The sequence below is a fragment of the Thalassospira indica genome, assembly GCF_003403095.1.
Classification (GTDB): domain Bacteria; phylum Pseudomonadota; class Alphaproteobacteria; order Rhodospirillales; family Thalassospiraceae; genus Thalassospira; species Thalassospira indica.
Genome location: NZ_CP031555.1, coordinates 304,601 through 327,848 on the forward strand (window position 1 = coordinate 304,601; position 23,248 = coordinate 327,848).

Consider the following 23,248-nt stretch of genomic DNA (forward strand, 5'->3'; position numbering starts at 1 on the left):
CGTTAATCGGCGGTTTCTTCTTCCGGGGTTTCGGTCGCAACCAGCTGCCAGTTCGGATCGCGGCTTTCGATATTGCGCGCGAATGTCCAGAGGTCTTCGGCCTCAACCACCTTGTTTGGATCGCCATCCACCACATCGCCCTCGGCATTGCGAATGACCGAGACTTCCTCGGACACGAATTTCACCGTCACATAGGCGGTGCGGCCTTCAAGGCTGGCGTCATGGATCGACGCGCTCTTGATACCGACCAGGGTGGTTTCCTCGTGCTCGCCCTTTTCGGCGCGGGCATCAATGGCAGCGGCGAAGTTCTTGTAAACCTCGGCCGAAAGCAACGGGTTCAGGCCATCCTTGTCGCCCTTGGCAAAATATTCGACGATCATTTCGAACGCCATGCGCGCGCCATTGAGGAAGTCCTGCTGGGTAAAGTTCGGATCGTGCTTCTGGATCTCCTGCAGGGTTGCAAACGTGCCCGAAGGAACATCTGCCGCATCCTGATCGTTACCGGAGTCAGGCAGGCGATAAACATTATCGGTCTGAGCTGCGGCGTCTTTCTGGCCTTCATTGTCATGAGTCTGACGGCCAAAGATATCGGACGGCCCCTGCTTTTCATTGCCGGTGCGACGGCCAAGCACGCCACGCAAACGCAGCACAAGGAAAACCGCAATCAGAGCGAATAAGAATATATCGAAATACTGCAAGACGGTCTCGTGATCCTAATGGTTTCAAACTGGTTGTCTGTATATCACAACCGTGGTGGAGAGATGGTATGAACTTAACCAAATGCAAGGGCAACTGCCGATTACCCGGCAAGATGTGATCATCTTCACCCTTCACCGGTGCGATATGCGCCGGGGCAAAGCCAAGATGACGATCTGCCGCATTTTTGTCGCGTTGTCACATTAGCGTTCCCACCAACTAACCAACGAACTTAAGTGTGCAGATTAATGAGAAATCGCTGAAAACCAAGTTGTTTTCTGCAATAGTTTCAGCAAGACGTCAGCTTTGGCCGTAAAATGCATGTGATAATACGACATTTGCGGCGCATACAGGCAATTCATCGCCAGTAAACGGAGAAACAATGGGCTTTTACTTTCTCGCGATATTCGTCGCCATGCCAATCATCGAAATCGCGGTCTTCATTCAGGCCGGCGAACTGATCGGGCTATGGCCGACCATTGGCGTGGTTGTTCTGACAGCCATCATCGGTACGTCGCTGATGCGTGCCCAAGGGTTGCAAACCCTGGCCAAGGCGCAAAGCCAGATGGATCAGGGCGAAATGCCCATTGGTGCCCTGTTTGACGGCATCTGCATTCTGATCGCCGGTGTATTATTGCTGACGCCTGGCTTTGTCACCGATACCTTTGGCTTCCTGTTGCTTGTCCCGCCGCTGCGCCAGCTGATCGGGGCCAAGGTCATCATGAAGCTGGTCCAGTCGGGCAATATCCGGACAAACTTCCGCGGTGCGACCTATTCCAGCGGTGCGCACGGTGGGCCAAACGGGCGCGGACCGAATGGACCCGGCGGACATGGCGCCGGTGGACATGGCGCCGGTGGACATGGCGGAGCACGGCCGCGCGGGGCCGGGCCGATCATTGATGGCGATTTCGAAGATGTCAGCCCGAATGATCCGTCAAACGACACCGACAGGAGCAATGATCCGGGCGACAATCCCGAAACACCGCGCAATTTGCCGCCGCGTGACGAGACGCGCTGAATTCATACGAAAATCACAAAATCAGAAGGTTGACCGACACCCCCGGTCAGCCTTCTTTGAGTCAAAGGCCTTTGGCAATAATCAGGACAACCAAACCCCCGGAAATACGGGCTTTGATAAGGGCTTTGACCCGCTCTGATTGGCTTGCCCGTGCAGGCCAGACGTGCTAGGCCAACAAGTCCAATTTATCTGCCGCAACGGGGCGGCGTCAGTAATAAGCATTTCAGCCAAGGCAAAGCCTTCAAGCCGAAAGCTTTTTTCTGATCAAGACGAAATGACCTCTAAGGGAGCTAGACTTTAATGGCCGAGAATACCACCGGTGCAGAAGGCGCAGCAGAACAGAAGCAGCAGCCGGCCGCAAATCCGATCACGATCCACACCCAGTACATCAAGGATCTGTCGTTCGAAAACCCGAACGCACCGGAAAGCGTTGCCCTGCAGCAGCAGCCGAAAATCAATATCGATGTTGATGTCGAGGCCCGCACCACCCAGGACCAGAAACTTCATGAAGTCACCATCAAGATCAACGTCAAAGCCGACGTTGGCGACAAGGTGGCCTTCATCGCCGAACTTCAGTATGGCTGCGTTGTGACGCTGAATGTTTCTGACGAACATCGCCTGCCGGTTCTGATGATCGAAGTTCCGCGCCTGCTGTTCCCGTATGTCCGCAAAATCGTCGCAGACCTGACCGCAGACGGTGGCTTCCCGCCGCTGATGATGCAGCAGATTGATTTTGCTGATCTTTTCCGCAAGAAATTCGCATCCAAGATGGAAGGTCAGCCGGCTGGCAACGCCTGATTGACCTCATTCATCGGATTTTGGTTCGATACCAAAACGATGACAAAGAAAAGGCCGCCAGTTTGGCGGCCTTTTTATTTTAAAATCGAAACGTTTCCGCTGATGGGCCGTCAAACCGAGCCGATCAGAAGGGCCGAGCGATCACCATGAAGACGACAATGATCATCAGGATCGTCGGTACTTCATTGAAAATGCGATAGAATTTCTGCGATTTCGTATTGGCATCCGCCTCAAACGCCCGGCGGTAACGCGCCATCATCATGTGCGCGATGGTCATCAGAACCACACACAGCAGTTTGACGTGGAACCAGCCTTCGGTCATCACACCGGCCGCATGGATCAGATAGCCGCCAAAAATCCAGGTCGCGATCATTGCCGGGTTCATGATGGCGCGCAAAAGGCGGCGTTCCATCACCTTGAATTTCTCGCTGGCTTCCGAGCCCGGCGCCACTTCGCAGTGATAGACATAAAGCCTTGGCAGATAAAGAAGACCCGCCATCCAGGCGATCACGCTGATGACATGCAGGGATTTGATAATGCTGTAACTATCCATCTCTCTCTTCTCTGGATGTGACGGTCAGGGTCGGCAGGTTTAAGACCGCGCAAGCGGGAATTTTTTGAATTTTTCCGACCATAACAGCAATCAGGCCGATCCAAAAACAGAACCGGCCCGATTGGCGTTATAACTGTGATCTAAAGCGCGTCGCGCTTTAGGCCAGTTCAGGCCCCGGCAGGTTTCAGCGATGGCTGCTTGGCGACCGCACAGGAATGTTCATCCGGGCACCACCAGCCGCGCGTTTCGACCGTGTAGTCATCCGGGCCTTTTTCATCGAGCTCGTCCTGGGTTTGTTTTACAACCGAAACAAGTCCGGCAATAAACTTCGGATGGGAACAGACCGTGCGCACGCGCTCATAGATCGGCACATGTTTTTCATGCGCCAGTTCCCCATATTCGATATCAAGCTCGACCAGGGTTTCCGAATGCTCGGTGACAAAGGCAATCGGCACCACGACGATGCCCTTGTTTTCCTTGCCAGCACGTTCGATCTCGTCCTCGGTCGAGGGGCCAATCCATTCCATCGGGCCGACCCGGCTTTGATAACAAACGTTCCAGTCCAATCCTTCGATCGCCATTTTCTCGACCACCGCGGCCGATGTTTTTTCGATCTGCGACTGATAGGGATCACCGCGCTTGGTAATCACCGCTTTCGGCACACCATGGGCGGAAAACAGGATGCGCGGCTTATCAATGCCAAGTTCCGTGGCCTTGGCCAGGGCCCGCTCATAGCCCGCCTTGATCATCTCAGCCGATGCTTCAACAAAGCCCGGATTGGTCGGATAGCAGCATGCCGTTTTGATCGGAGAGCTCAGGCCAACCTTGGCACAGGCCCGTTTCCAGTCCTTGACCGACGATCCGCTGGTGGTGGTTGAAAACTGCGGATAAAGCGGCAGCAAAATTTGTTCGTCCGCCCCCCATGCCTTGACCGCGGCCGCGGTATCATCGGCAAACGGCTTCCAATAGCGCATGGCGATAAAGCAACGGTTTTCATAACCGTCATCTTCGGCATTGAGCGCAATCTGAAGCGCATCTGCCTGTTCCTGGGTCAGTTCCAGAAGCGGCGATTTGCCACCGATATGATCATAAATCTCGCGCGCAATTGGTGCGCGGCGACGCGAAATCAGCTTTGCCAGCAAAAAGCGGAACGGATTGGGCAGGCTGATGATCGCCGGATCATTAAACAGGTTGAACAGAAACGGCTCAACAGCTGCCGGACAGTCCGGCCCCCCCAGATTGAAAAGAACAATGGCGCGTTTCTTGCGCGTCGTCTCGGACATTTGGCTATCCTTCATGTCAGATCGTGTCTGGACCGGTTCCCGACAAACCGGGAATGATGTAAACCCGTCGCGCTCCGGCACCTATTTTGGTTAAACCGGACCCAAGCGCAACAGGCAACGCCCATCATACGCATTGAATTTTTCAATCGATTTGATTGATTTCAAAAATCACAAAATAAAATGCAGCAATTGCCGACATTTACCCTTTGTAATCGCGGATGAAGTTCACCAGCTGGCCAACATGTTCCGGCGGGGTTTCCGGCGTGATGCCATGACCAAGGTTAAAGATGAATGGCCCTTTGCCCAGCGTATCAAGGATGCGCTTGGTTTCATCAAACATCGGATCACCGCCGGTAATCAGCAGCATCGGATCCAGATTGCCCTGAACGGGTCCCAGTTTCTGAAGGTTTTCCGCCACCCAGTCGAGTTTAACTCCACTATCAAGGCCAACCGCGGTCACACCGGTTTTTTGTTTGAAATCGACCAGATGCAAGCCACAGCCACGCGGGAAGCCGATTATCGGCAGATCCGGGTGGACAGCACGCAAATTGGCAACGATCTGTTTGGTCGGCTCGATCACCCAGCGATTAAAGCCGGTCTCGGACAACACCCCGCCCCAGGTTTCAAACAGCTGAATGCATTCCGCACCGGCCTCAACCTGTTTCAGCAAATATTGCGTCGTCGCCTCGACCAGAATGTCGATCAGTTTGGCAAAACCATCGGGATCACCATAGGCAAAGCGGCGGATATTCGGGAAGTCCTTGGATCCCTTGCCCTCGACCATGTAGGTCGCAACGGTCCAGGGTGCACCGGCAAAGCCGATCAGTGCTGTGCTCGATGGAATGGCGTGTGAAAGCTTTGAAACCGTCTCATAGATCGGACCAAGCGTGTCATGAATGCCTTCAAGCGAAAGCTTGCCCAGGCCTGAAGCATCGCGGATGGCCTCAAGCTGTGGGCCTTCTCCCTGCTTGAAGGCCAAATGCTGCCCAAGTGCCTGCGGTATAACGAGGATATCGGAGAACAATATTGCCGCATCGAAGTCAAAGCGCCGAAGGGGCTGCAACGTAACTTCGCAGGCAAGATCGGGATTATAGCAAAGATCAAGGAAAGAGCCTGCTTCTGCGCGGGTTGCGCGGTATTCTGGCAAATAGCGACCAGCTTGGCGCATCAGCCAGATCGGCGGTACCGGAAGAGTTTCTCCGGCAAGGGCACGCAAGAAGGTCTTTTGGGTGTTAGGCATCTGGTTTCCTGTTTCTCTTCCCGATCGCTTTTTTGATCTTTGGCCCGACACGCGGCGTTCGGCCACCTGTCAGAACCGGCTTTGTTATTTCGTGAAATGTGCCCTGGGGCCTTTGCCAAGACGTTTTCCACGTTCTGCCTAACAAAACCTTATTTAATAAAAAAGGATGTTGTTTGTGAGTGGTTCCCTGTGGATAACAGGGATTAAATTTCACGCACAGTTTATTCACATTCCGACTCGGGAAAAATGATTCATCTCAACCGGCCTTGGGGAAAACTGTGTACGACTCCGAACGACTCCCGGACTCTGCCTTGGGAAAAGACGTTTTTGAATAATGGGGATAAGGTGAATAAGTCTGGTTTTTGCATTCTTATCCCTGTTATTACGGGAAAAATTTGGCACTTATCCCGCTCGGGACAGAGCACTTGAGAAAGTTTGTATGAGCGGGAGGATAATTCCTGTGGAAAAAATCGGGCCGGAGTCGCACCCGTTATCCACATTTATCCACAGGGCCGACTCCGATCCGCTAACTTCGGGTTGCGATAAAACTCTTATCCATCCGGTTAGTGATCGGTATTTTGAACAGCCGTAACGTTGTTTGAATAAAGTTAGAAAAATCGTTTGGTCGGCAAAAAGTGGATAAGATTCCTCTTGGTGATCAAAAATTGGCCAAAGAAACGGACAGGCATGGTCGGGACGGACAAAATTTTCCATCTTCATCTGGTCTCGGACTCAACCGGCGAGACGGTCGATGGCATTGCGCGCGCCTGTGTTGCGCAGTTTCCCGATGTGCGTGCCCATGAACATGTCTGGTCGCTGATCCGAACCGATGCCCAGCTGGCGCGGGTCTTGGCCGATATCGAACGCAATCCCGGCATCGTTCTTTACACCGTTTTTGACAGCGACATCCGCCGCAAGCTTGAAGAAGGCTGTCGCCGCCTGCAGGTCCCGCACAGCCACGTGCTTGATAACACGGTCACCATGATGGCCGGGTATCTGGGCCAGCAATCGCACGGCCGGACCGGCGCGCTCCATAAAATGGACGAGGAATATTTCAACCGGATCGAGGCGATTGATTACACCCTGACCCATGATGACGGCCAATCGGGCTGGGATCTGGAAGACGCCGATGTGGTGATTGTCGGTGTTTCGCGCACGTCCAAAACCCCGACATCGGTTTATCTGGCCAATCGTGGGATCAAGACTGCCAATATTCCCTTTGTGCCGGGCTGCCCATTGCCGCCGGAACTTGATCAGCTCAAAAAACCGTTGGTGGTTGGCCTGATCAAGGATGTTGATCAGCTGGTCTCGATCCGCAAAAACCGCCTGCGCCAGATCGAACGCGGCGAGGGCGGCGATTACGTTGATCCGGTCGCAGTCCGCGATGAAGTCCATCAGGCACGGCGATACTTTACCGAACGTGGCTGGAAGATCATTAATGTGACCCGCCGGTCCATCGAAGAAACCGCCGCCATTATTTTATCGACCATGTATGACCGCCGCGGTCATTAAGCTGCACCAACAGGATAAACATATGCCCAGCACCCATCGTCTTATTCTCGCATCCAGCAGCAAGGCCCGCCATGCCATGCTGACCAATGCTGGTGTCAATTGCGAAGCCGTCGCCTCGATGATTGACGAGGATGGCTATAAACAGGCGATGAAGGCCGAGGGTGCGACGGCGGCCGAGGCCGCGGAAACCCTGGCTGAAATGAAGGCGCTGCGCATGTATCGCCAGCAACCCGATGCGATTGTGATTGCCGCCGATCAGATGCTTGAATGCAATGGCATCTGGTTTGACAAGCCGATGGACCGTGACAATACCCGCGCCCAACTCCTGGCCCTGCGGGGCAAAAGTCACAAGCTGGTGTCGGCCGCTGTTATATATAAGGAAGGCTCGCGCATCTGGGGCACGATTGATACCGCCCATCTGACCGTGCGCAACTTCACCGATGAATGGCTCGAAGAATATCTCGATGCCGCCGGAGAAGAGATTTATCACTGTGTGGGCGGCTATCAGCTTGAAGGCCTTGGTGCGCAGCTCTTTACCGAGGTGCGCGGGGATTACTTTACCGTGCTGGGCATGCCGCTTTTGTCGCTGATTGGCTTCTTGCGCGATCACGGTGTTCTCAAGGCATAAACATAATAATGCATCAAAAACGCATCAGGCAGGAAACAACACGCAATGACTTCGCGAAATCCTTATCGCACCCTATCGGGCACATCGCGCCTTGCCGGCGTGATGGGCTGGCCGGTATCGCATTCGAAATCGCCGCGCCTGCATGGCTATTGGCTGGCGAAATACGGCATTGATGGCTGTTATATGCCACTGCCCGTGGAGCCGGAAAACTTTCAGGCAGCTTTGATTTCCTTGCGCAATCTGGGATTTTCCGGGGTTAATGTCACCATTCCGCAAAAGGAAATGGCGATGCCCGAATGTGACGAACTGTCTGATCGTGCGCGTCGCATCGGGGCGGTCAATACCGTGACCTTTGCCAAGGATGGTCGTCTTTTGGGGGATAATACCGACGGGTTTGGCTTCCTTGAAAACCTGCGCCAGGAAGCCCCTGATATCGCCTTTGCCAGCGGTCCGGCGGTGGTGCTTGGGGCAGGCGGGGCGTGCCGTGCGGTTTTGGTCGCCCTGCTTGATGAAGGCTGCCCGGAAATTCGGCTGGCCAACCGGACCCGCAAACGCGCCGAAGACGTCGCAGCCGAAATCAAGGACCCGCGGATCAAGGTGATTGACTGGCCGGTTGCACCTGAAGCCCTTGAGGACGCGTCGCTTGTCGTCAATACCACAAGCCTTGGCATGGTCGGCCAGCCCAAGCTTGAGATCGATCTGTCCGGTTTGCCGCAAACTGCCCTTGTCACCGATATTGTCTATGCGCCGCTGATGACCGACCTTTTGGTGCAGGCCAAAGCTCGTGGCAATCCGATTGTCGATGGGCTTGGCATGTTGCTCCATCAGGCACGACCGGGTTTCCATCGCTGGTTCGGGATCGATCCCGAAGTCACCCAGGAACTGCGCGATTTTGTTCTTTCGCCAGATTAAGATCTGAATGGTAATCTTATCATGAAAATTCTTGGGTTAACCGGCTCTATCGGGATGGGCAAATCAACCGCGGCGGCGATGTTTCGCACCCTTGGTGTGCCGGTCCATGATGCCGATGCCACGACCCATGAATTGATGGCGCCAAATGGCCTTGCCTTCGACCTGATCGCCAAGGCCTTTCCCGATGTCATCAACAATGGCCGGATTGATCGACAGGCATTGGGCAAGATCGCCTTTGCCAATCCGGATGTTCTAAAAACGCTTGAAACCATCCTGCATCCGCTGGTGCGCGCAGCTGAGAACAGATTCCTTGCCACCCAACGGCGTTTGGGGCGCAAGCTGGTTGTTCTCGACATCCCGCTTTTATATGAAACAGCCGGTGAAAAGCGCTGTGATCATGTTGCAGTTGTATCGGCACCAGGGTTCATACAACGCCAGCGTGTTCTTTCGCGAGAAGGGATGACGGAGACAAAATTTTCCGCCATTCTGTCCAAACAGATGCCAGATATCGAAAAGCGAAAGCGCGCTGATTTCATCATCCCGACCGGGTTGGGGCGTGCGGTCACTTTTCAATATATTCAGGGTATTATCGACCAACTCAGTTGATGACTGGATAACGACTACATGCGTGAGATTGTTCTTGATACCGAGACCACCGGCCTTGATCCCTATGCAGACCACAGACTGGTTGAAATCGGCTGCATCGAACTGATCAATCACATGCCCACGGGGCGGCAGTATCACCAGTATATCAATCCCCGGCGCCCGATGCCCAAGGAAGCATTCGACGTTCACGGTTTGGGCGATGAGTTCCTCAAAGACCAGCCCGTCTTTGCCGAGGTCGCCGATGATTTCATCGAATTCATTGGCGAGGATTCGGTTCTGGTCATTCACAATGCCGCCTTTGACATGAAGTTCCTCAATGCGGAACTTGAATGGCTTAACAAGCCGCGCATTGCCATGGAACGCGCCCTTGACACCGTTCAGATGGCGCGCAAGAAATTCCCGGGATCCCCGGTCAGCCTCGATGCGCTGTGTCGTCGGTTCAAGATCGATAACTCCAACCGTACCCTTCACGGCGCACTTCTTGACTCCGACCTTCTTGCCCAGGTCTATCTGGAACTTCTCGGCGGCCGTCAGCACGGCCTGTCGCTTGATCCCAATGCCCTGAACGGTGATCAGGAGGGGGCAAATAGCGGGCGTCGGGTTCTGGGCCCGCGGGGCAACCGGCTGGAACCAAGGCCGCATGTGATCAGCGACGAAGAACTTGCCGCCCACCGCGCCTATATCGAGGCCAAAGTCAAAGACGCGCTCTGGCTGACAAGGCAAGATGCCTAGGATGGCACAAGGGCAGTGGCCTGCACTGCGTTCCTTAACTTTGCCCTTCAAAAAACGCGCTGATTACATTCTCGCGGTCCTGATCCTTGCATGTGTTCTGATTGTTGGCACCGGTGCTGTTCAGGCCGACGAGGCGGTTGAGGCTGACACCCCCGCCAAAAGCCCATTTAACGGCACTTACATCATCCATTTGTCTGAAAGCACGCGGGTTCAGTCATCGGGTCGGCCGGAGCCCGGCTATTTCGATACGCTTGCCATCGAACTGTTTACCAAGGCCGGTCTTGCTGTTGAGATCGTGCCACAAATGCCCTGGAAACGGCAGATGGAATTGGCCGGACGCGAAGTCGGCCACGTGATTTATCCGACAACCCGCATTGATCATCGCGAAGATGTTTTCCAATGGGTGGGTCCGGTCAGCCGGACCTTCTGGAACCTGTATGGTTTTACCGATAGTGGTTGGACAGATATGGCGTTTGACACCCTTTTGCGCGATGCCCGGATCGGGGTTCTGATGGGCTCGGCGCGCGAGGGATATCTTCGTGATCGCGGTGCCAGCCAATTGGTCATGGTCCCGCGCGAAGAACTTCTTTTGCCGATGATGATGGCTGATCGCGTTGATATGATTGCGATTGGTGGCAATATCCTGCGTCACTATGTCGATAAGGTCCGAAGTGAGCAGCCCGATACATCCTTGCCCGAGGTGGTCGGCACCATGCCCTATCGCACCTGCTATCTTTATATCGCCATCAGTGGCGATGTTCCCAAAGGCGATATCACACGGCTGCAAAACCAGCTTGATACCTTCAAGACCAATGGTTTCTTTGTTGAAAACCGCCGTGCCCACGGGCTGTCGACCAATATGGACAGCTCGTTTCTCAAGGCGATGCTTGATCTTGATAACAACGGGATCACCTGTGTTGATCTGACCGACATCGACACGTGAAACACAACCCAGTCTGGCCACCTTTCCCGGTCTGGCCTGTTTTTCCAGTAAACATATTGTTGCCGTGACGGCGAAATGCGCGATGGGCGCGGTTGCGCGAAAAGCAATGACACGGCAATATGCCGCGAACATTCCTTTGGGTGACCGGGCTGTTGCAAACAGGTGATATCGAATGGACGATAAAGCCTTGCGTATATGGACCGCGCCGCTTGCATATTGTCTTGGTCGATGAGTCAGAAGAAACCAAATAAGCGACGCCGCACCGTCACGGATGACGAAAAGACCCTGTGGGAGGTCTTTACCCGTGACGTCAAACCTTTGCGCAAGAAAAGGCGCAAGGCTGGCGATGACGTTGTCGCGTCTGATGATGATATCCACACCAGCGATACCGCGATTACCTTGCCCGATAATCTTGGTGAAAAGCTTGAACAGTCCGAACAAAGCCGGGCTGCGCGCAATTTGCCCTCGGCCCGCCATGCCGATCGTGGCCCAAAGATCAAAAAACAGAACCTTTCCGAACTGAAACCCGGTGTCACCGACGGGATTGATCGATCAACCGCCAACAAGTTCCAAAAGGGCAAGATGTCGATTGACGGGCGCATCGACCTGCACGGCATGACCCAGGAAGTCGCCCTTAATGCCCTTAATACCTTTATCGAGGATAGCTGGCGGGCCGGAAAACGTTGCGTTCTCGTAATCACCGGCAAGGGATCGCGCGCTGATGAGTATGGCCGTACCGGTCTTTTGCGCGAACGCACCCCGCAATGGCTGAGTGCGCCAAACCTGCGCAATCGCATCCTTGCCATCCATCAGGCCCAGATCCAGCACGGTGGTGCCGGGGCCTTTTATGTCTTGTTGAAACGGAGACGCCCGTGACACCTTTTGGCAATCGCATCCGGGAACTCCGTGCGCGCAACAACGTGACGCTGACCGATATGGCAACTGCGCTTCAACTGTCACCGGCCTATCTGTCCGCGCTTGAACACGGTCATCGCGGACGGCCCAGCCCCGGTCTGGTGCAGCAAATCTGTGGCTATTTCAATCTGGTCTGGGACGAGGTCGATGACGTCAAACGTCTGGCCCAGCTCTCGCATCCGAAAATCACGGTTGATACCGCCGGGCTGGAACCGCAGGCCACCGAACTGGCCAACCTGCTGTCGGAACGCATCGCCGGCCTGAGCGAGGATCAGCTCAACCGAATGCTTGAAATCGTTCGGGAACGTCCGGCCTAGGCCCTTATTTCCGTAACTGGCAACCTGATATAGGGCCTTTGCACGGTAAAACCGTGTTTTTTGTACAACCCCGACTGCAAAAATAGCCGATCTCAACGAATCACGGTTTGACTATTGCGATTTTCAAGGGTATCAATCGGGGGTGTTTCGATCCAGAAACATGAAAAGACCTGCCTTTCTTGCAACTCCAAGGTTTCGAACCGTCCGCACGCCCCAGCAAAAGCCTGAGCGCCTTGCCTGACGGTCAACCGCACATTCTCTTTTCTATCTCCATAAAATCTTCGCCCTTTCGGCAACCACAGATCATTAAACGCACATATGCATCTTCAGGACCTTAAAAAGAAATCTCCGACCGAGCTGCTTGCTCTGTCTGATGAACTCGAAATCGAAAACGCCAGCACGCTCCGCAAGCAGGAGCTGATGTTCGCGATCCTCAAGCAGTTGGCCGAGAACGACCATGCCATCTTTGGCGAAGGCGTTCTTGAAGTTCTGCCCGATGGTTTCGGCTTCCTGCGCAGCCCCGAGGCAAACTATCTTGCCGGACCGGATGACATTTATGTCAGTCCGAGCCAGGTCAGGCGCTTTAGCCTGCGGACCGGCGACACCGTTGAAGGTCAGATCCGCTCGCCGAAAGAAGGCGAACGGTATTTCGCCCTGCTCAAGGTTGATAAGGTCAATTTCGATGCGCCGGAAAAAGTCCGTCAGCGCGTTAATTTCGATAACCTGACCCCGCTCTATCCTGATGAACCGCTCAAGATGGAGCGTCAATCCGATCAGGAAGGGACGAACAAGGACACCACCAACCGCGTGATCGAACTGGTTTCGCCGCTTGGTAAAGGTCAGCGTGCCCTGATCGTCGCACCGCCGCGCACCGGTAAAACCGTGATGCTGCAAAACATTGCGCACGCGATCGAGGAAAACCATCCGGAAGCCTATCTGATCGTTCTTCTGATTGACGAACGCCCGGAAGAAGTGACCGACATGGACCGTTCGGTAAAAGGTGAAGTTATTTCCTCCACCTTCGATGAACCGGCCCAGCGTCACGTTCAGGTCACCGAAATGGTTCTGGAAAAGGCCAAACGTCTGGTCGAACACAAGCATGATGTTGTCATCCTGCTGGACTCGATCACCCGTCTGGCGCGTGCCTATAACACCGTCGTGCCAAGCTCGGGCAAGGTCCTGACCGGTGGTGTCGATGCCAACGCGCTGCAGCGTCCGAAACGTTTCTTTGGTGCGGCACGTAACATCGAAGAAGGCGGCTCGCTGACCATCATCGCAACTGCCCTGATCGATACCGGATCGCGCATGGACGAAGTCATCTTTGAAGAATTCAAAGGAACCGGTAACTCCGAGCTTATCCTGGATCGTAAACTGTCTGACAAACGTATCTTCCCGGCGATTGATATCCTTAAATCGGGTACCCGTAAGGAAGAGCTGCTTGTCGACAAGGGCGTTCTGTCCAAGATGTGGGTCCTTCGCCGTATCCTCAACCCGATGGGGCCGCAGGACGCGATGGAGTTCCTTCTGGGCAAACTCAAATCGACCAAAAACAACGACGATTTCTTCGATTCCATGAACGGATAAGTCCGCCCGGGCCTGATGGGCCCGGTGCACTGGATCGTAAAAAACAAACGGGGCCCTTTGCAGTCCCGTTTTTTTTGTGCCTGTCGATTGGATCAGGGCAATGTTTCACATGAAACTGTATTTGCGCGGTCACTTTTCCCGGCCATACTTCCATGTCGGAAAATATTGGGGACTGATCGCAATGACGGGCTTGGAAATTGGCACGGTAATGTTTGGTATTGCTTTGGCACAGATATCACCGGGTCCGAACATGATGGCGGTCTCTGCCGCAGCCCTTTCGGGTGGCCGACGCGCCGGGGTCCTGACGGCATCGGGAATTGCGACCGGGGTTTTCATCTGGTCAATTCTGTTTTCTTTCGGTATCGGAACGATCATTGATGCCTTTCCGCAAACCGTGACAGTGATGAAGCTGCTTGGTGGGGCCTATTTTCTGTATCTTGCAGTGAAATCACTGCGCAGCAGCCTGAAAAATCAGGATCATCAACCGAAAGGTTCGCGGGCCGAGACAACACCGAGGCTTGGTCGCGTTTCTTATCGAACCGGGCTTCTGGTGGTTTTGACCAATCCCAAGGCAGCAATGATGTGGGTGGCCGTATCGATGTTTCTGGCCTCTTCACACGGGGCGCATTCTGCGTTGGTTCTGATCGGGGGCATGGCGGCGATTTCGGCGATGATGGTGTATGGCACCTATGCCGTGTTGTTTTCAACCGGCGTTGCTGTAAGGACCTATCAACGCTTTTTCCGCGTGATTGATGCGTCGTTTGGGGCAATTTTTGGTCTGATTGGCGGGCGGTTATTGATTGACGGGTTGCGTGCCTTACGCAATTGACCCGCGATAGGTCCCAAACAAGAACGATGCCCTAAGCCAGCGCCAGCACCACTTCGGCCAAGTCACTCCCCAGTTTCTGCCGATCAAGGCGGGCCGTGCCGGGATCAATGGAAAAACTGTCATCACTCAGGTGAATGCCGATATGGCAGGTGCCGTAATTCAGCGTAATCGCCAGCGTGTTGGCGGCTGTAATCTCGCAAACCACCGTTTCACCGGCCTCGATCCGGTTGGGCGGGGGGCTTTGCCAGCCATCCTTGGGGGCAAGGGCGCTTAGATGCAGAGGATTGTCGGGGTTTTCATTCCACAAGGTCAGTTTCAGGCGCATTTCCTGTGACATTTTCCGGGCTCCCACTGAATGGCGTCGCATCAATTGTCTTGATCGTAGCGTGTTTGGTGCGGTTTTTCACGGGTTTGGGTGATTTTGCCCGGGCAGGGCGATGAAAGCTTGAAACCACGTAAAAGCCGTGTGACTCTGGGCAAACCGTTCACGATCATATCGCGCTTTATGCAGCTTCTACTTAAATCCGTCGACTTCGCCGCCCGTGCCCATCGCGACCAGCGTCGCAAAGGGGCCGCACAGGAACCCTATATCAATCACCCGATCGAGGTTTCCCGCCTGATTGTTGAATGCGAACCGGGCACGGAGGAGGATATCCTGTGTGCTGCGATCCTGCATGACGTGATCGAGGATTGCGGCGCGACGCGCGATGAAATCGCCGCCTGCTTTAATGACATCATCGCCGATATCGTGCTCGAAGTCAGCGACGACAAGGCCCTGCCGAGGGACGAGCGCAAGGCAAAACAGATCGAAACCGCACCAAGCCTGACCAACGGGGCCAAGCTTGTTCGACTGGCCGACAAGGTCGCCAATGTCGGTGCGATGCTGACCGACACGCCGATTGGCTGGGATGAAAGGCAGATACTGGCCTATGTCGACTGGGCCGAAGCCGTGGTCGCCCCCTGCCGGGAGGTCAGCGATAACCTGTCAGATCGTTTTGACGCGATTGCACGTGATGTGCGGATGACCCACGGGAACTGACAGACTACTTTACATAGGTGTCGGGGAAGGGCAGCTGTTCAACGGCACGCCAGTCCGGCGTGACATAGTTGATGATCAGTGATTTCCGGATGCCCGGAATGGTACGCTTTTCAAAGCCGTGCCAGGTATTGTTGGACGGGACAAAGATCAGGGCAGAATTCGGCTTGAACGGGGATGCACCAACATGGGTGTCGGCATCCTTGTAGATGTCGGTACCGAGTTTTTCGTGACCCGGTTCGTTCGATAGATAGAGCAACATGGTAAAGCGCTTTACGCCGATATCTGTATGCGGCTGCAGCCAGAAACCATCGCGATCCTGGGCGAATTCCAGTCGAATGCGCGACTCACTCAGATCAGCGCCAAACACTTCCTCGACCGTGTCGACAACTTCACGGGAATGAAACGCCTGCGCGATATCGTTGGCGGCTTCGAACTTCGCAATGTTTTCCGGGTCAAAGTAACGGCGGCTTGAATTGTTGGCTTCGCGCGTGCCGGCATCATCAACTTCAAGAAACGGCGCATCAATCGGAAGGGCACAAACAGCCTCTGCCATGCCTTCTGGCAAGACGTCTTCAAGGATCCAGTGTTGATAGGGGTCCTGATAGGTTTTTGCCGATTTGAAGGCGGCAATGACAGATTGTTGTACGTTTGAAACAGACATTACAGAGGTTCCGATATGCGAAGGCACAAGAAAAAAGCCGATCGCGCAATCTATCGGCTTTTATGTGACGCTTCCTAGTCTTTTTTCATCAGATGCTTTGCGACCTAGACGGTAAAGACGATTGAACCATTGGTTTTGCGGCTTTCAAGGTCGTCATGGGCCTTTGCGGCATCGGCAAGCGGGTAGGTCGCGGTGATATCAATCGTGACAATGCCCGATTTCAAAACGTCAAACAGCTCACCCGCACTGGCCAGAAGCTCTTCACGGGTGGCGTTGTACTGGAAGATGCTGGGACGGGTCAGGAAGATGGCACCCGGTGCCAACTGGGCCAGCGTTACCGGCGGCACGGCACCCGATGACTGGCCGAAGCTGACCATCATGCCCAGACGTTTGAGGCATTTGAGCGAATCCTCAAACGTATCTTTACCGACCGAATCGTAAACAACTTCAACGCCTTGGCCGCCGGTGATTTCCTTGACCCGTTCGGAAACAACCTCGTCACGATAAAGGATCGGGTAATCACAGCCCTTGGCCTTGGCGATTTCGGCCTTTTCCTTCGATCCCACCGTGCCAATCACGGTCGCCCCCAGATGTTTGGCCCACTGGCAGACAATCTGGCCAACACCACCTGCCGCCGCGTGGATCAGGATGGTATCGCCCTTTTGCACCTTGTAGGTCCGGCGCAAAAGATATTGCGCGGTCATGCCCTGCAACATCGCGGCCGCGGCCAGTTCAAAACTGACATCATCTGGGATCTTGACCAGCCCCTTGGCCGGCATCACGCGCGCCTCGGCATAGGCACCAAGTGGCTGTGCGGCATACGCCACGCGATCGCCCACGGCAAGATCGGACACACCCGGGCCGACTTCCTCAATGATACCAGCACCTTCAAGGCCAAGGCCGGACGGCATGCTCGGTGCCGGATAAACGCCGGAGCGGAAATAAATATCGATATAGTTCAGGCCAACGGCCTTTTGCGCCAGGCGCACTTCGCCTTCGCCCGGAGTACCGACGTCGACGTCTTCAAATTTCAGGACATCACTGCCGCCGGTTTCGTAAAATCGGAATGCTTTGGTCATGGAAGACCTCCCTTTCTGCGTTTTGGAACGCACGTTTCGTCAATGAGGGCAGTGTAGGGCAGAAGCCTGTGATTTGCAGCAGGGGAAATACCGAAAATATCCTTGGGATAGGCCACGTTTGATCGCAGCCATCCTGCTCCTGACATATCCTGTCATGGCAATCTGCTAGACTTGTTTGGTCGCGACACGCTTGACCCGTTCATAAGGAAGGAAACAGCATTGACGGTTATCAGCCACATCACCCTCGGAACCAATGACAAGGCTCGCTCAGCGAAGTTTTACGACGCCGTTCTCGGTGCGCTGAGCTTTGAGCGATTGCCAAAACCGCCGGAAAAGCCGCTGGCGTATGAGCGCGATGGTCAGATGCCAACGATTTATATCTACAGCCCGGCAGACGGCCGCCCGGCAACTTGGGGCAATGGCACCCATATCGCGTTTCAGGCAGACCAACGTGACATGGTCGATGCCTTTCACGCAGCAGCGCTTGAAAATGGTGGCATGGATGAAGGCAAACCGGGCCTGCGCGAACACTATGGCCCGAATTACTACGCGGCCTATGTCCGTGATCCGGATGGCAACAAGCTGCAAGCCGTGTGCTACGCGGAAGACTAAGTAATTGAAAATAAGGTTATAATGGAAGGTCGCCCTGATCATTGGGCAGGGGTAGGTCCACACCCTCGATCTTTAAAAGCGTGCGTTTGGTCTCAAGCCCGCCTTGGCCGGAATAGCCGCCCGGTTTGTCGCCCGATGCCAGAACACGGTGACACGGAATGATGATCGGGATCGGGTTAAGGCCGCATGCCGTGCCAACCGATTGAAATGCCTTGGGCGATCCGGCCATGGTCGCCAGTTCCTTATAGGTCGCTGTCTTGCCCATCGGGATTTTGCACATCGCCTGCCAGACGGTTTTCTGGAAATCCGTGCCATCCGGGGCCAGCGGCAAATCAAAGCTGGTCAACTTACCTTCAAAATAGGCGGTAAGCTGCTTTTTTGCCTCTTCCAGCACCGGTGTGCTTTCAATCTCGTCAACAAATCCCCAGTCAAGCGCAACAATTTGATCTTCAAAGGCGAAAACCGTAATTGCGCCGACAGGGCTGTTGAGCGATATTTGCGGCATTGGCTAGGCCGCCGTGGCTGGCAAATCTGCCAGCATTTCGGTCAGTTCTTCGACGCCTGTGACGGGCGCCGAACATACCGGCCCCTGACAGATATAGGCGGTTTCCTTGCCGTCAATCGCGGTTTTGCCCTGGGCCGGATGGCCATCGGGCAGGGGATCACCATCAGACAGGATCGTGATCGCCCGGTTGGGCAGATATGCACCAAAAATAGCACGCCGCATATCAAGATAGGTCTGGCTGCGCTCCTTGGCGATCAGCACGATCTGCACCGGGTTTTGCAGCATTTCGGCTGCCATCATAAGCCCCGGCATGTTGGGGAATTGCTCGCTGATCCGCCCGCCAAAGGCCGCAAGGGTGATTTCGGCCTGATCACGGTATTGCGCATCGCCGGTCAGGGCATAAAGCTTGGCCAGATTCTGGGCCATGATCGCATTACCCGATGGCACGGCATTATCCATGAAGGGTTTTTGGCGCACGACAAGGTCGCTGGCATCCGATGCCGACTGGAAATAGCCACCCTTGGCATCGGCAAACAGGGTTTCGACCGCAGCCGACCACCGGATGGCTTCATTAAGATAGGCATCCTCGCCAAAGCATTCATAAAGCCTCAAGGCCGCGCGGATCATATGCGCATAATCCTCAAGCATCCCGGCATGCTGCACGCGGCCATCGCGATAGCTGTGCAGGAAGCGGTCACCCTTCATCAGGGTGTTGATGACAAAGCCATAGGCAAGCTTGGCATAATCAAGCCAGTCGGCGCGGTGGAAGGTCATCGCCGCCTCGGCAAAGGCGGCGATGGTCATGGCGTTCCAGTCGGTCAGCGCCTTGTCATCCCAGCCCGGGCGAATGCGTTTTGCCCGTTCGGTCAGAAGCTTGGCCCGAAGCTCGGCCAGCTTTTCTTCGGTCGCAGCATCGGTAAGCTCGAGCCCCGATGCGGTGCGATTAAGGATATTATGGCCTTCCCAGTTGCCACCCTTGGAAACGTCATAGAATTTCTTGAACAGGTCAGCGTCCGCGCCAAGGATCTGATCGATTTCATCCTCTGACCAGACATAGAACTTGCCTTCAACCCCTTCGCTGTCGGCATCCAGGCTTGCGGTAAAGGCGCCGCCGGGAATACGCATTTCGCGCAAGATCCAGCCAATGGTTTCCTCGACCCGTTTGGCATAAAGCGGATTGGGATCAACCCGCCAGACATCGCACAGAAGATCAATCAGCTGGGCGTTGTCATAGAGCATCTTTTCGAAATGCGGCACGAGCCACTGGTCATCGACGGCATAGCGGGCAAAACCGCCACCCAGATGATCATAAATGCCGCCCTGGCACATGCGATTCAGGCTGTGTTTGACGATGCGTTTCAGCCCGTCATCATCGGTGCGCACACCGGTGCGCCAGATATAGGACAAAAGGCTCGGCTGCGGGAATTTCGGCGCACCGGATGTGCCGCCATTTTCCCCGTCCATGATCTGCAAGCAGCCATGGCCGCAGCGGTCAATCATCTCAAGGCTGGGGACCGCGCCAACTGCCGCACTGTTCATTTTGATCAGCGCATTGGAAATCTGGCTGACATTGTGGCGGACATCATCGGGTTTCTCAGTGTAAATCTTGGCGACGGTCTTAAGCACATCGCCAAATCCCGGCCGGCCATAGCGCGCTTCCTTGGGGAAATAGGTCCCGCCCCAGAACGGCTCGCCATCCGGGGTCAAAAACATCGTCAGTGGCCAGCCGCCCTGTTGGCCCAGAAGGGCCAGCGCATTCTGATAAAGCGCATCAAGGTCCGGGCGTTCTTCGCGGTCGAGCTTGATATTGATGAACAGATCGTTCATCAGGGCCGCAATACCCTCATCCTCAAAGCTTTCATGCGCCATGACATGGCACCAATGGCACGCCGCATACCCGACCGACAGCAGGATCGGTTTGTTCAATTCCTTGGCTTTGGCGAGAACTTCGGTACTCCAGGGCTGCCAATGCACCGGGTTGTCGCGATGCTGAACAAGATAGGGGCTGGTTTCCGAACCAAGATTGTTGCGTGCGAGTTCCATTTTGTGTCCTGTGCCATCCATTAAGCCGATGGCTTTATCGTTTGCGGTAGCGCGATCTGCAATCACGCGCCAGTCATCAGTGCTGGCAATGCTTTATAAGGCTGTTGGCGTGATTCTAAGGGTTATGGTCTCATTCATAAAGGTAAATGGCCGAAATCTTTTATCGCAATATTGTGAAAGTTGCGGTCGCCGCATGCTCTTGCTTCCCATATGGTAGGGGCAGCTTGGCGTTATTGTGATTGCGAAGGCGGTTCTGGTGGGGATAATGGGCCAGCCATGCAAACAGCCAGTCACATAAAGTGACAGAGACCAAAAACAAAACAGATCAGGAGACCAGGGCGATGAAAGTAACCGTGAACATTGATTGCACGCCGGAAGAGGCACGGACCTTCTTTGGTCTTCCTGATGTTCAGCCGATGCAAAAGGCGATGATGCAAGATATCGAAGACCGCATGAAAGCCAACCTGGCGGCGATGGATCCGGAAACCATGCTCAATACCTGGCTGCCACAGGGCATTCAGAACTGGGAACAGCTTCAGAAAGCCTTCTGGGGCCAGTTCAATGCGGGTACCGGCGGTACCGGTGACAAGGACAAAGGCTAGGCAGACCCGATATCATGCGTGAACACTACTATCAGGCACATGTTTTCGTGTGCCAGAACGAACGCCCCGCCGGCCATGAACGCGGGTGCTGCAATTCCAAGGGCGCGACCAAACTTCGCAATTACATGAAGGTGCGCGCCAAGGAACTTGGCCTGCCACAGACCCGGATCAATACCGCCGGATGCCTCGATCGCTGCGAACTGGGCCCGGTGATGGTGGTCTATCCCGAAGGCACCTGGTATCGCTATGAGACGACGGAAGATATCGATCAGATCCTCAATGACCATCTGATCGGCGGGCAGGTGGTTGAACGGTTGAAGCTTACCCCGGATCAATAGGCAACAGATTTCAAACAAACCGGCCCGTGACATGTGCGTGGCCGGTTTTTTTATGCCCTACTGCACATAGATTCCCGCCTGCGCGGGAATGACGGGTCTTTCAGGCATTTTGGCTTAAGATAAGGCTGGATGCCCGCAGCAGAAACGATATCCAGCTGCCGCCTGCAATCCCCAGCAATATCGTCACCCCCGCGCAGGCGGGGGTCTATGATCGGGCAATGGTCGTGCCAATAACGCCCCGAAAGGTCGGCGCAACCAACACAAAGCTCATTAAACCCCTGTTGGTTATTTTCTGCCATATGTTGACCTTTGGGGCTGTCTGGACGATATCCTCCTCTGCCACGCAACAGCACACATTGAGAACTGACGGATCCGCCATGATTGCCAGCCGAGAAACCATTTTTGCCCTGTCCTCCGGCGCCGGGCGTGCCGGTGTTGCCGTGATCCGATTATCCGGGCCACGTTCGGGCGAAGTGCTGTGTGCGTTGCTCGGCCGCGATACCATGCCCAAACCGCGCCATGCGATCTATGCCCCGATCCGTGATCCGCAAAGCAATGAGCGGCTTGATGATGCGGTGGCGATCTATTTCCAAGGCCCGGCAAGCTTTACCGGCGAGGACGTGGTGGAGCTGCATGTCCATGGTGGGCGCGCCGTGATCGAAGGAGTGCTGGATTGCCTGTCACGTCAGGACGGATTGCGCGTGGCCGACCCCGGCGAATACACAAGGCGTGCGTTTGAAAACGGCAAGATGGATCTGACCTCGGCCGAGGGGATCGCCGATCTGATTGACGCCGAAACCGCCGCCCAGCGCCGTCAGGCGGTGCGCCAGATGGCAGGTGAGCTGGGGACGCTTTATGAAGGCTGGCGTGCGCGTTTGATGAAGGCGCTGGCGCATATCGAAGCCGATATTGATTTCCCAGACGAAGATTTGCCCGATGGCATCGTGCCGGTGGTGCACGGTGATTTGCGGGCCGTAAATGACGAGGTCAAGCGCCATCTGGCCGATAACCGCCGTGGTGAGCGCCTGCGTGAAGGGTTCCAGATCGTTATCCTTGGTGCGCCCAATGCCGGAAAATCGAGCCTGCTCAACCGTCTGGCCCAGCGTGATGCTGCCATCGTGTCCGAGATCGCCGGCACCACGCGCGACATGATTGAAGTGCATCTTGATCTGGGCGGCTTCCCGGTGACCATGGTCGATACCGCAGGCCTGCGCGAAAGCGGGGATGTGATTGAATCAGAAGGTGTGCGTCGTGCGACGGAGCGGGCGGAAAATGCCGATCTGCGTTTGGTGGTGATTGATCGCAATGACTGGCCGAATATCGATCCGGAGGCTGCCCGCCTGATCGATGACAAGACGCTGATCCTGATCAACAAGGTCGATGCGACCGATAGCAGCGCCATTCCGGCAAGCTGGCAGGGAACGTCGGTCGACGGGCGGGCGCTGGAGCTTCCCGTTTTAGCCATATCGGCCATGACCGGGCAGGGGATGGAAAGCCTCTTGCAACTGCTGGAGACTCGCGTAAAAGAGGGGCTCGATTTTGCCGGGCCCGTGCCGCTGACACGGCTGCGCCATCGGCGGGCACTTGAAAGTGCCAGCGATCATCTGGATCGCGGATTGCAGACCGATATCGCAGAACTGGCGGCCGAGGATGTACGCCTTGCTGTCCGCGAAATCGGCAAGATTACCGGACGCGTCGATGTGGAAGATTTGCTTGATATTATCTTCGGGGATTTCTGTATCGGTAAATAGAGTTAGGGAAGAGTCGTTAGACTTGTCTCCCAAGAATGTTTCACGTGAAACA

General features: G+C 55.0%; 26 protein-coding genes. 17 read left to right on the forward strand and 9 right to left on the reverse strand.

Going from position 1 to position 23,248, the window contains the following annotated elements; translation table 11 throughout:
• Positions 1-2: 2 nt before the first annotated feature.
• A complete protein-coding gene (locus tag DY252_RS01470) occupies positions 3-698 on the reverse strand; it encodes a Tim44/TimA family putative adaptor protein (RefSeq protein ID WP_008888776.1) in 696 nt (231 codons plus the stop codon).
• A 380-nt stretch (positions 699-1,078) separates the two neighbouring features.
• Here DY252_RS01470 and DY252_RS01475 point away from each other — a divergent pair, with 380 nt between their 5' ends.
• Positions 1,079-1,714, forward strand: coding sequence for an FxsA family protein (locus tag DY252_RS01475; RefSeq protein WP_064787935.1), 636 nt, complete (start codon positions 1,079-1,081; stop codon positions 1,712-1,714).
• A 300-nt stretch (positions 1,715-2,014) separates the two neighbouring features.
• Positions 2,015-2,512, forward strand: a complete 498-nt coding sequence (secB, locus tag DY252_RS01480) for a protein-export chaperone SecB (protein WP_008888774.1) — start codon at positions 2,015-2,017, stop codon at positions 2,510-2,512.
• A 124-nt stretch (positions 2,513-2,636) separates the two neighbouring features.
• On the opposite strand, the gene hemJ is transcribed toward secB, so the two are convergent.
• The 3 genes from hemJ to hemE all read right to left on the reverse strand — a co-directional run bounded on the left by hemJ (position 2,637) and on the right by hemE (position 5,588).
• The gene (gene hemJ, locus DY252_RS01485; RefSeq protein ID WP_008888773.1) at positions 2,637-3,065 is read right to left on the reverse strand and encodes a protoporphyrinogen oxidase HemJ; all 429 of its coding nucleotides are present in this window, start codon (positions 3,063-3,065) and stop codon (positions 2,637-2,639) included.
• Between the two features lie 167 nt (positions 3,066-3,232).
• Positions 3,233-4,348: a ferrochelatase gene (gene hemH / locus DY252_RS01490; RefSeq protein WP_064787934.1), complete on the reverse strand. Its 1,116-nt coding sequence runs from the start codon at positions 4,346-4,348 to the stop codon at positions 3,233-3,235.
• Between the two features lie 199 nt (positions 4,349-4,547).
• Positions 4,548-5,588 carry a uroporphyrinogen decarboxylase gene (gene hemE, locus DY252_RS01495; protein ID WP_064787933.1) on the reverse strand — a complete coding sequence of 347 codons (1,041 nt, stop codon included), beginning with the start codon at positions 5,586-5,588 and terminating at the stop codon, positions 4,548-4,550.
• A gap of 687 nt (positions 5,589-6,275) precedes the next feature.
• Here hemE and DY252_RS01500 point away from each other — a divergent pair.
• From DY252_RS01500 to DY252_RS01545, 10 genes are all read left to right on the forward strand, one after another.
• Positions 6,276-7,100: a pyruvate, water dikinase regulatory protein gene (locus DY252_RS01500; protein WP_008888770.1), complete on the forward strand. Its 825-nt coding sequence runs from the start codon at positions 6,276-6,278 to the stop codon at positions 7,098-7,100.
• Between the two features lie 22 nt (positions 7,101-7,122).
• On the forward strand, positions 7,123-7,728 hold the full coding sequence (locus tag DY252_RS01505; protein WP_064788294.1) for a Maf family protein: 606 nt from the start codon (positions 7,123-7,125) through the stop codon (positions 7,726-7,728).
• A gap of 45 nt (positions 7,729-7,773) precedes the next feature.
• Positions 7,774-8,640: a shikimate dehydrogenase gene (locus DY252_RS01510; RefSeq protein ID WP_064787932.1), complete on the forward strand. Its 867-nt coding sequence runs from the start codon at positions 7,774-7,776 to the stop codon at positions 8,638-8,640.
• 21 nt (positions 8,641-8,661) lie between these two features.
• Complete coding sequence (gene coaE, locus DY252_RS01515; RefSeq protein WP_064787931.1) at positions 8,662-9,246, forward strand: dephospho-CoA kinase; 585 nt, start codon at positions 8,662-8,664, stop codon at positions 9,244-9,246.
• 18 nt (positions 9,247-9,264) lie between these two features.
• Positions 9,265-9,978 carry a DNA polymerase III subunit epsilon gene (gene dnaQ / locus DY252_RS01520; RefSeq protein WP_064787930.1) on the forward strand — a complete coding sequence of 238 codons (714 nt, stop codon included), beginning with the start codon at positions 9,265-9,267 and terminating at the stop codon, positions 9,976-9,978.
• 1 nt (position 9,979) lies between these two features.
• Positions 9,980-10,921 (forward strand): substrate-binding periplasmic protein, encoded by a 942-nt coding sequence (locus DY252_RS01525; protein ID WP_064787929.1) that lies wholly within the window; start codon positions 9,980-9,982, stop codon positions 10,919-10,921.
• Between the two features lie 228 nt (positions 10,922-11,149).
• Positions 11,150-11,797: a Smr/MutS family protein gene (locus tag DY252_RS01530; RefSeq protein ID WP_064787928.1), complete on the forward strand. Its 648-nt coding sequence runs from the start codon at positions 11,150-11,152 to the stop codon at positions 11,795-11,797.
• The gene (locus DY252_RS01535; RefSeq protein WP_064787927.1) at positions 11,794-12,153 is read left to right on the forward strand and encodes a helix-turn-helix domain-containing protein; all 360 of its coding nucleotides are present in this window, start codon (positions 11,794-11,796) and stop codon (positions 12,151-12,153) included. The genes DY252_RS01530 and DY252_RS01535 overlap by 4 nt, the downstream gene beginning before the upstream one ends.
• Positions 12,154-12,471: 318 nt before the next feature.
• Positions 12,472-13,737: a transcription termination factor Rho gene (rho, locus tag DY252_RS01540; protein ID WP_064787926.1), complete on the forward strand. Its 1,266-nt coding sequence runs from the start codon at positions 12,472-12,474 to the stop codon at positions 13,735-13,737.
• A 100-nt stretch (positions 13,738-13,837) separates the two neighbouring features.
• Positions 13,838-14,566 carry a LysE family translocator gene (locus DY252_RS01545; protein ID WP_082923369.1) on the forward strand — a complete coding sequence of 243 codons (729 nt, stop codon included), beginning with the start codon at positions 13,838-13,840 and terminating at the stop codon, positions 14,564-14,566.
• Positions 14,567-14,597: 31 nt separating this feature from the next.
• Here the strand turns inward: DY252_RS01545 and DY252_RS01550 are convergent, their stop codons facing one another.
• Positions 14,598-14,903 carry a hypothetical protein gene (locus DY252_RS01550; protein ID WP_064787924.1) on the reverse strand — a complete coding sequence of 102 codons (306 nt, stop codon included), beginning with the start codon at positions 14,901-14,903 and terminating at the stop codon, positions 14,598-14,600.
• A 108-nt stretch (positions 14,904-15,011) separates the two neighbouring features.
• On the opposite strand from DY252_RS01550, the gene DY252_RS01555 reads away from it, so the two are divergent.
• Complete coding sequence (locus DY252_RS01555; protein ID WP_231959645.1) at positions 15,012-15,605, forward strand: HD domain-containing protein; 594 nt, start codon at positions 15,012-15,014, stop codon at positions 15,603-15,605.
• A 4-nt stretch (positions 15,606-15,609) separates the two neighbouring features.
• On the opposite strand, the gene DY252_RS01560 is transcribed toward DY252_RS01555, so the two are convergent.
• Both DY252_RS01560 and DY252_RS01565 read right to left on the reverse strand, forming a co-directional pair.
• The gene (locus tag DY252_RS01560; protein ID WP_064787923.1) at positions 15,610-16,266 is read right to left on the reverse strand and encodes a 2OG-Fe(II) oxygenase; all 657 of its coding nucleotides are present in this window, start codon (positions 16,264-16,266) and stop codon (positions 15,610-15,612) included.
• 104 nt (positions 16,267-16,370) lie between these two features.
• Positions 16,371-17,345 (reverse strand): quinone oxidoreductase family protein, encoded by a 975-nt coding sequence (locus DY252_RS01565; RefSeq protein ID WP_064787922.1) that lies wholly within the window; start codon positions 17,343-17,345, stop codon positions 16,371-16,373.
• Positions 17,346-17,564: 219 nt separating this feature from the next.
• Here DY252_RS01565 and DY252_RS01570 point away from each other — a divergent pair, with 219 nt between their 5' ends.
• Entirely contained in the window at positions 17,565-17,957 is a 393-nt protein-coding gene (locus DY252_RS01570) for a VOC family protein (protein WP_064787921.1), read from the forward strand.
• Positions 17,958-17,973: 16 nt separating this feature from the next.
• Here DY252_RS01570 and DY252_RS01575 read toward each other — a convergent pair whose 3' ends face one another.
• Both DY252_RS01575 and DY252_RS01580 read right to left on the reverse strand, forming a co-directional pair.
• Entirely contained in the window at positions 17,974-18,462 is a 489-nt protein-coding gene (locus DY252_RS01575; RefSeq protein ID WP_064787920.1) for a methylated-DNA--[protein]-cysteine S-methyltransferase, read from the reverse strand.
• Positions 18,463-18,465: 3 nt separating this feature from the next.
• On the reverse strand, positions 18,466-20,505 hold the full coding sequence (locus tag DY252_RS01580) for a thioredoxin domain-containing protein (RefSeq protein WP_064788292.1): 2,040 nt from the start codon (positions 20,503-20,505) through the stop codon (positions 18,466-18,468).
• Between the two features lie 341 nt (positions 20,506-20,846).
• Between DY252_RS01580 and DY252_RS01585 the strand changes: the two genes are divergently transcribed.
• From DY252_RS01585 to mnmE, 3 genes are all read left to right on the forward strand, one after another.
• Complete coding sequence (locus DY252_RS01585; protein ID WP_008888754.1) at positions 20,847-21,107, forward strand: DUF6489 family protein; 261 nt, start codon at positions 20,847-20,849, stop codon at positions 21,105-21,107.
• Between the two features lie 14 nt (positions 21,108-21,121).
• Positions 21,122-21,445 carry a (2Fe-2S) ferredoxin domain-containing protein gene (locus tag DY252_RS01590; protein WP_064787919.1) on the forward strand — a complete coding sequence of 108 codons (324 nt, stop codon included), beginning with the start codon at positions 21,122-21,124 and terminating at the stop codon, positions 21,443-21,445.
• Positions 21,446-21,822: 377 nt separating this feature from the next.
• Positions 21,823-23,196, forward strand: coding sequence for a tRNA uridine-5-carboxymethylaminomethyl(34) synthesis GTPase MnmE (gene mnmE, locus DY252_RS01595; RefSeq protein WP_064787918.1), 1,374 nt, complete (start codon positions 21,823-21,825; stop codon positions 23,194-23,196).
• The last annotated feature ends 52 nt before the right edge of the window (positions 23,197-23,248 follow it).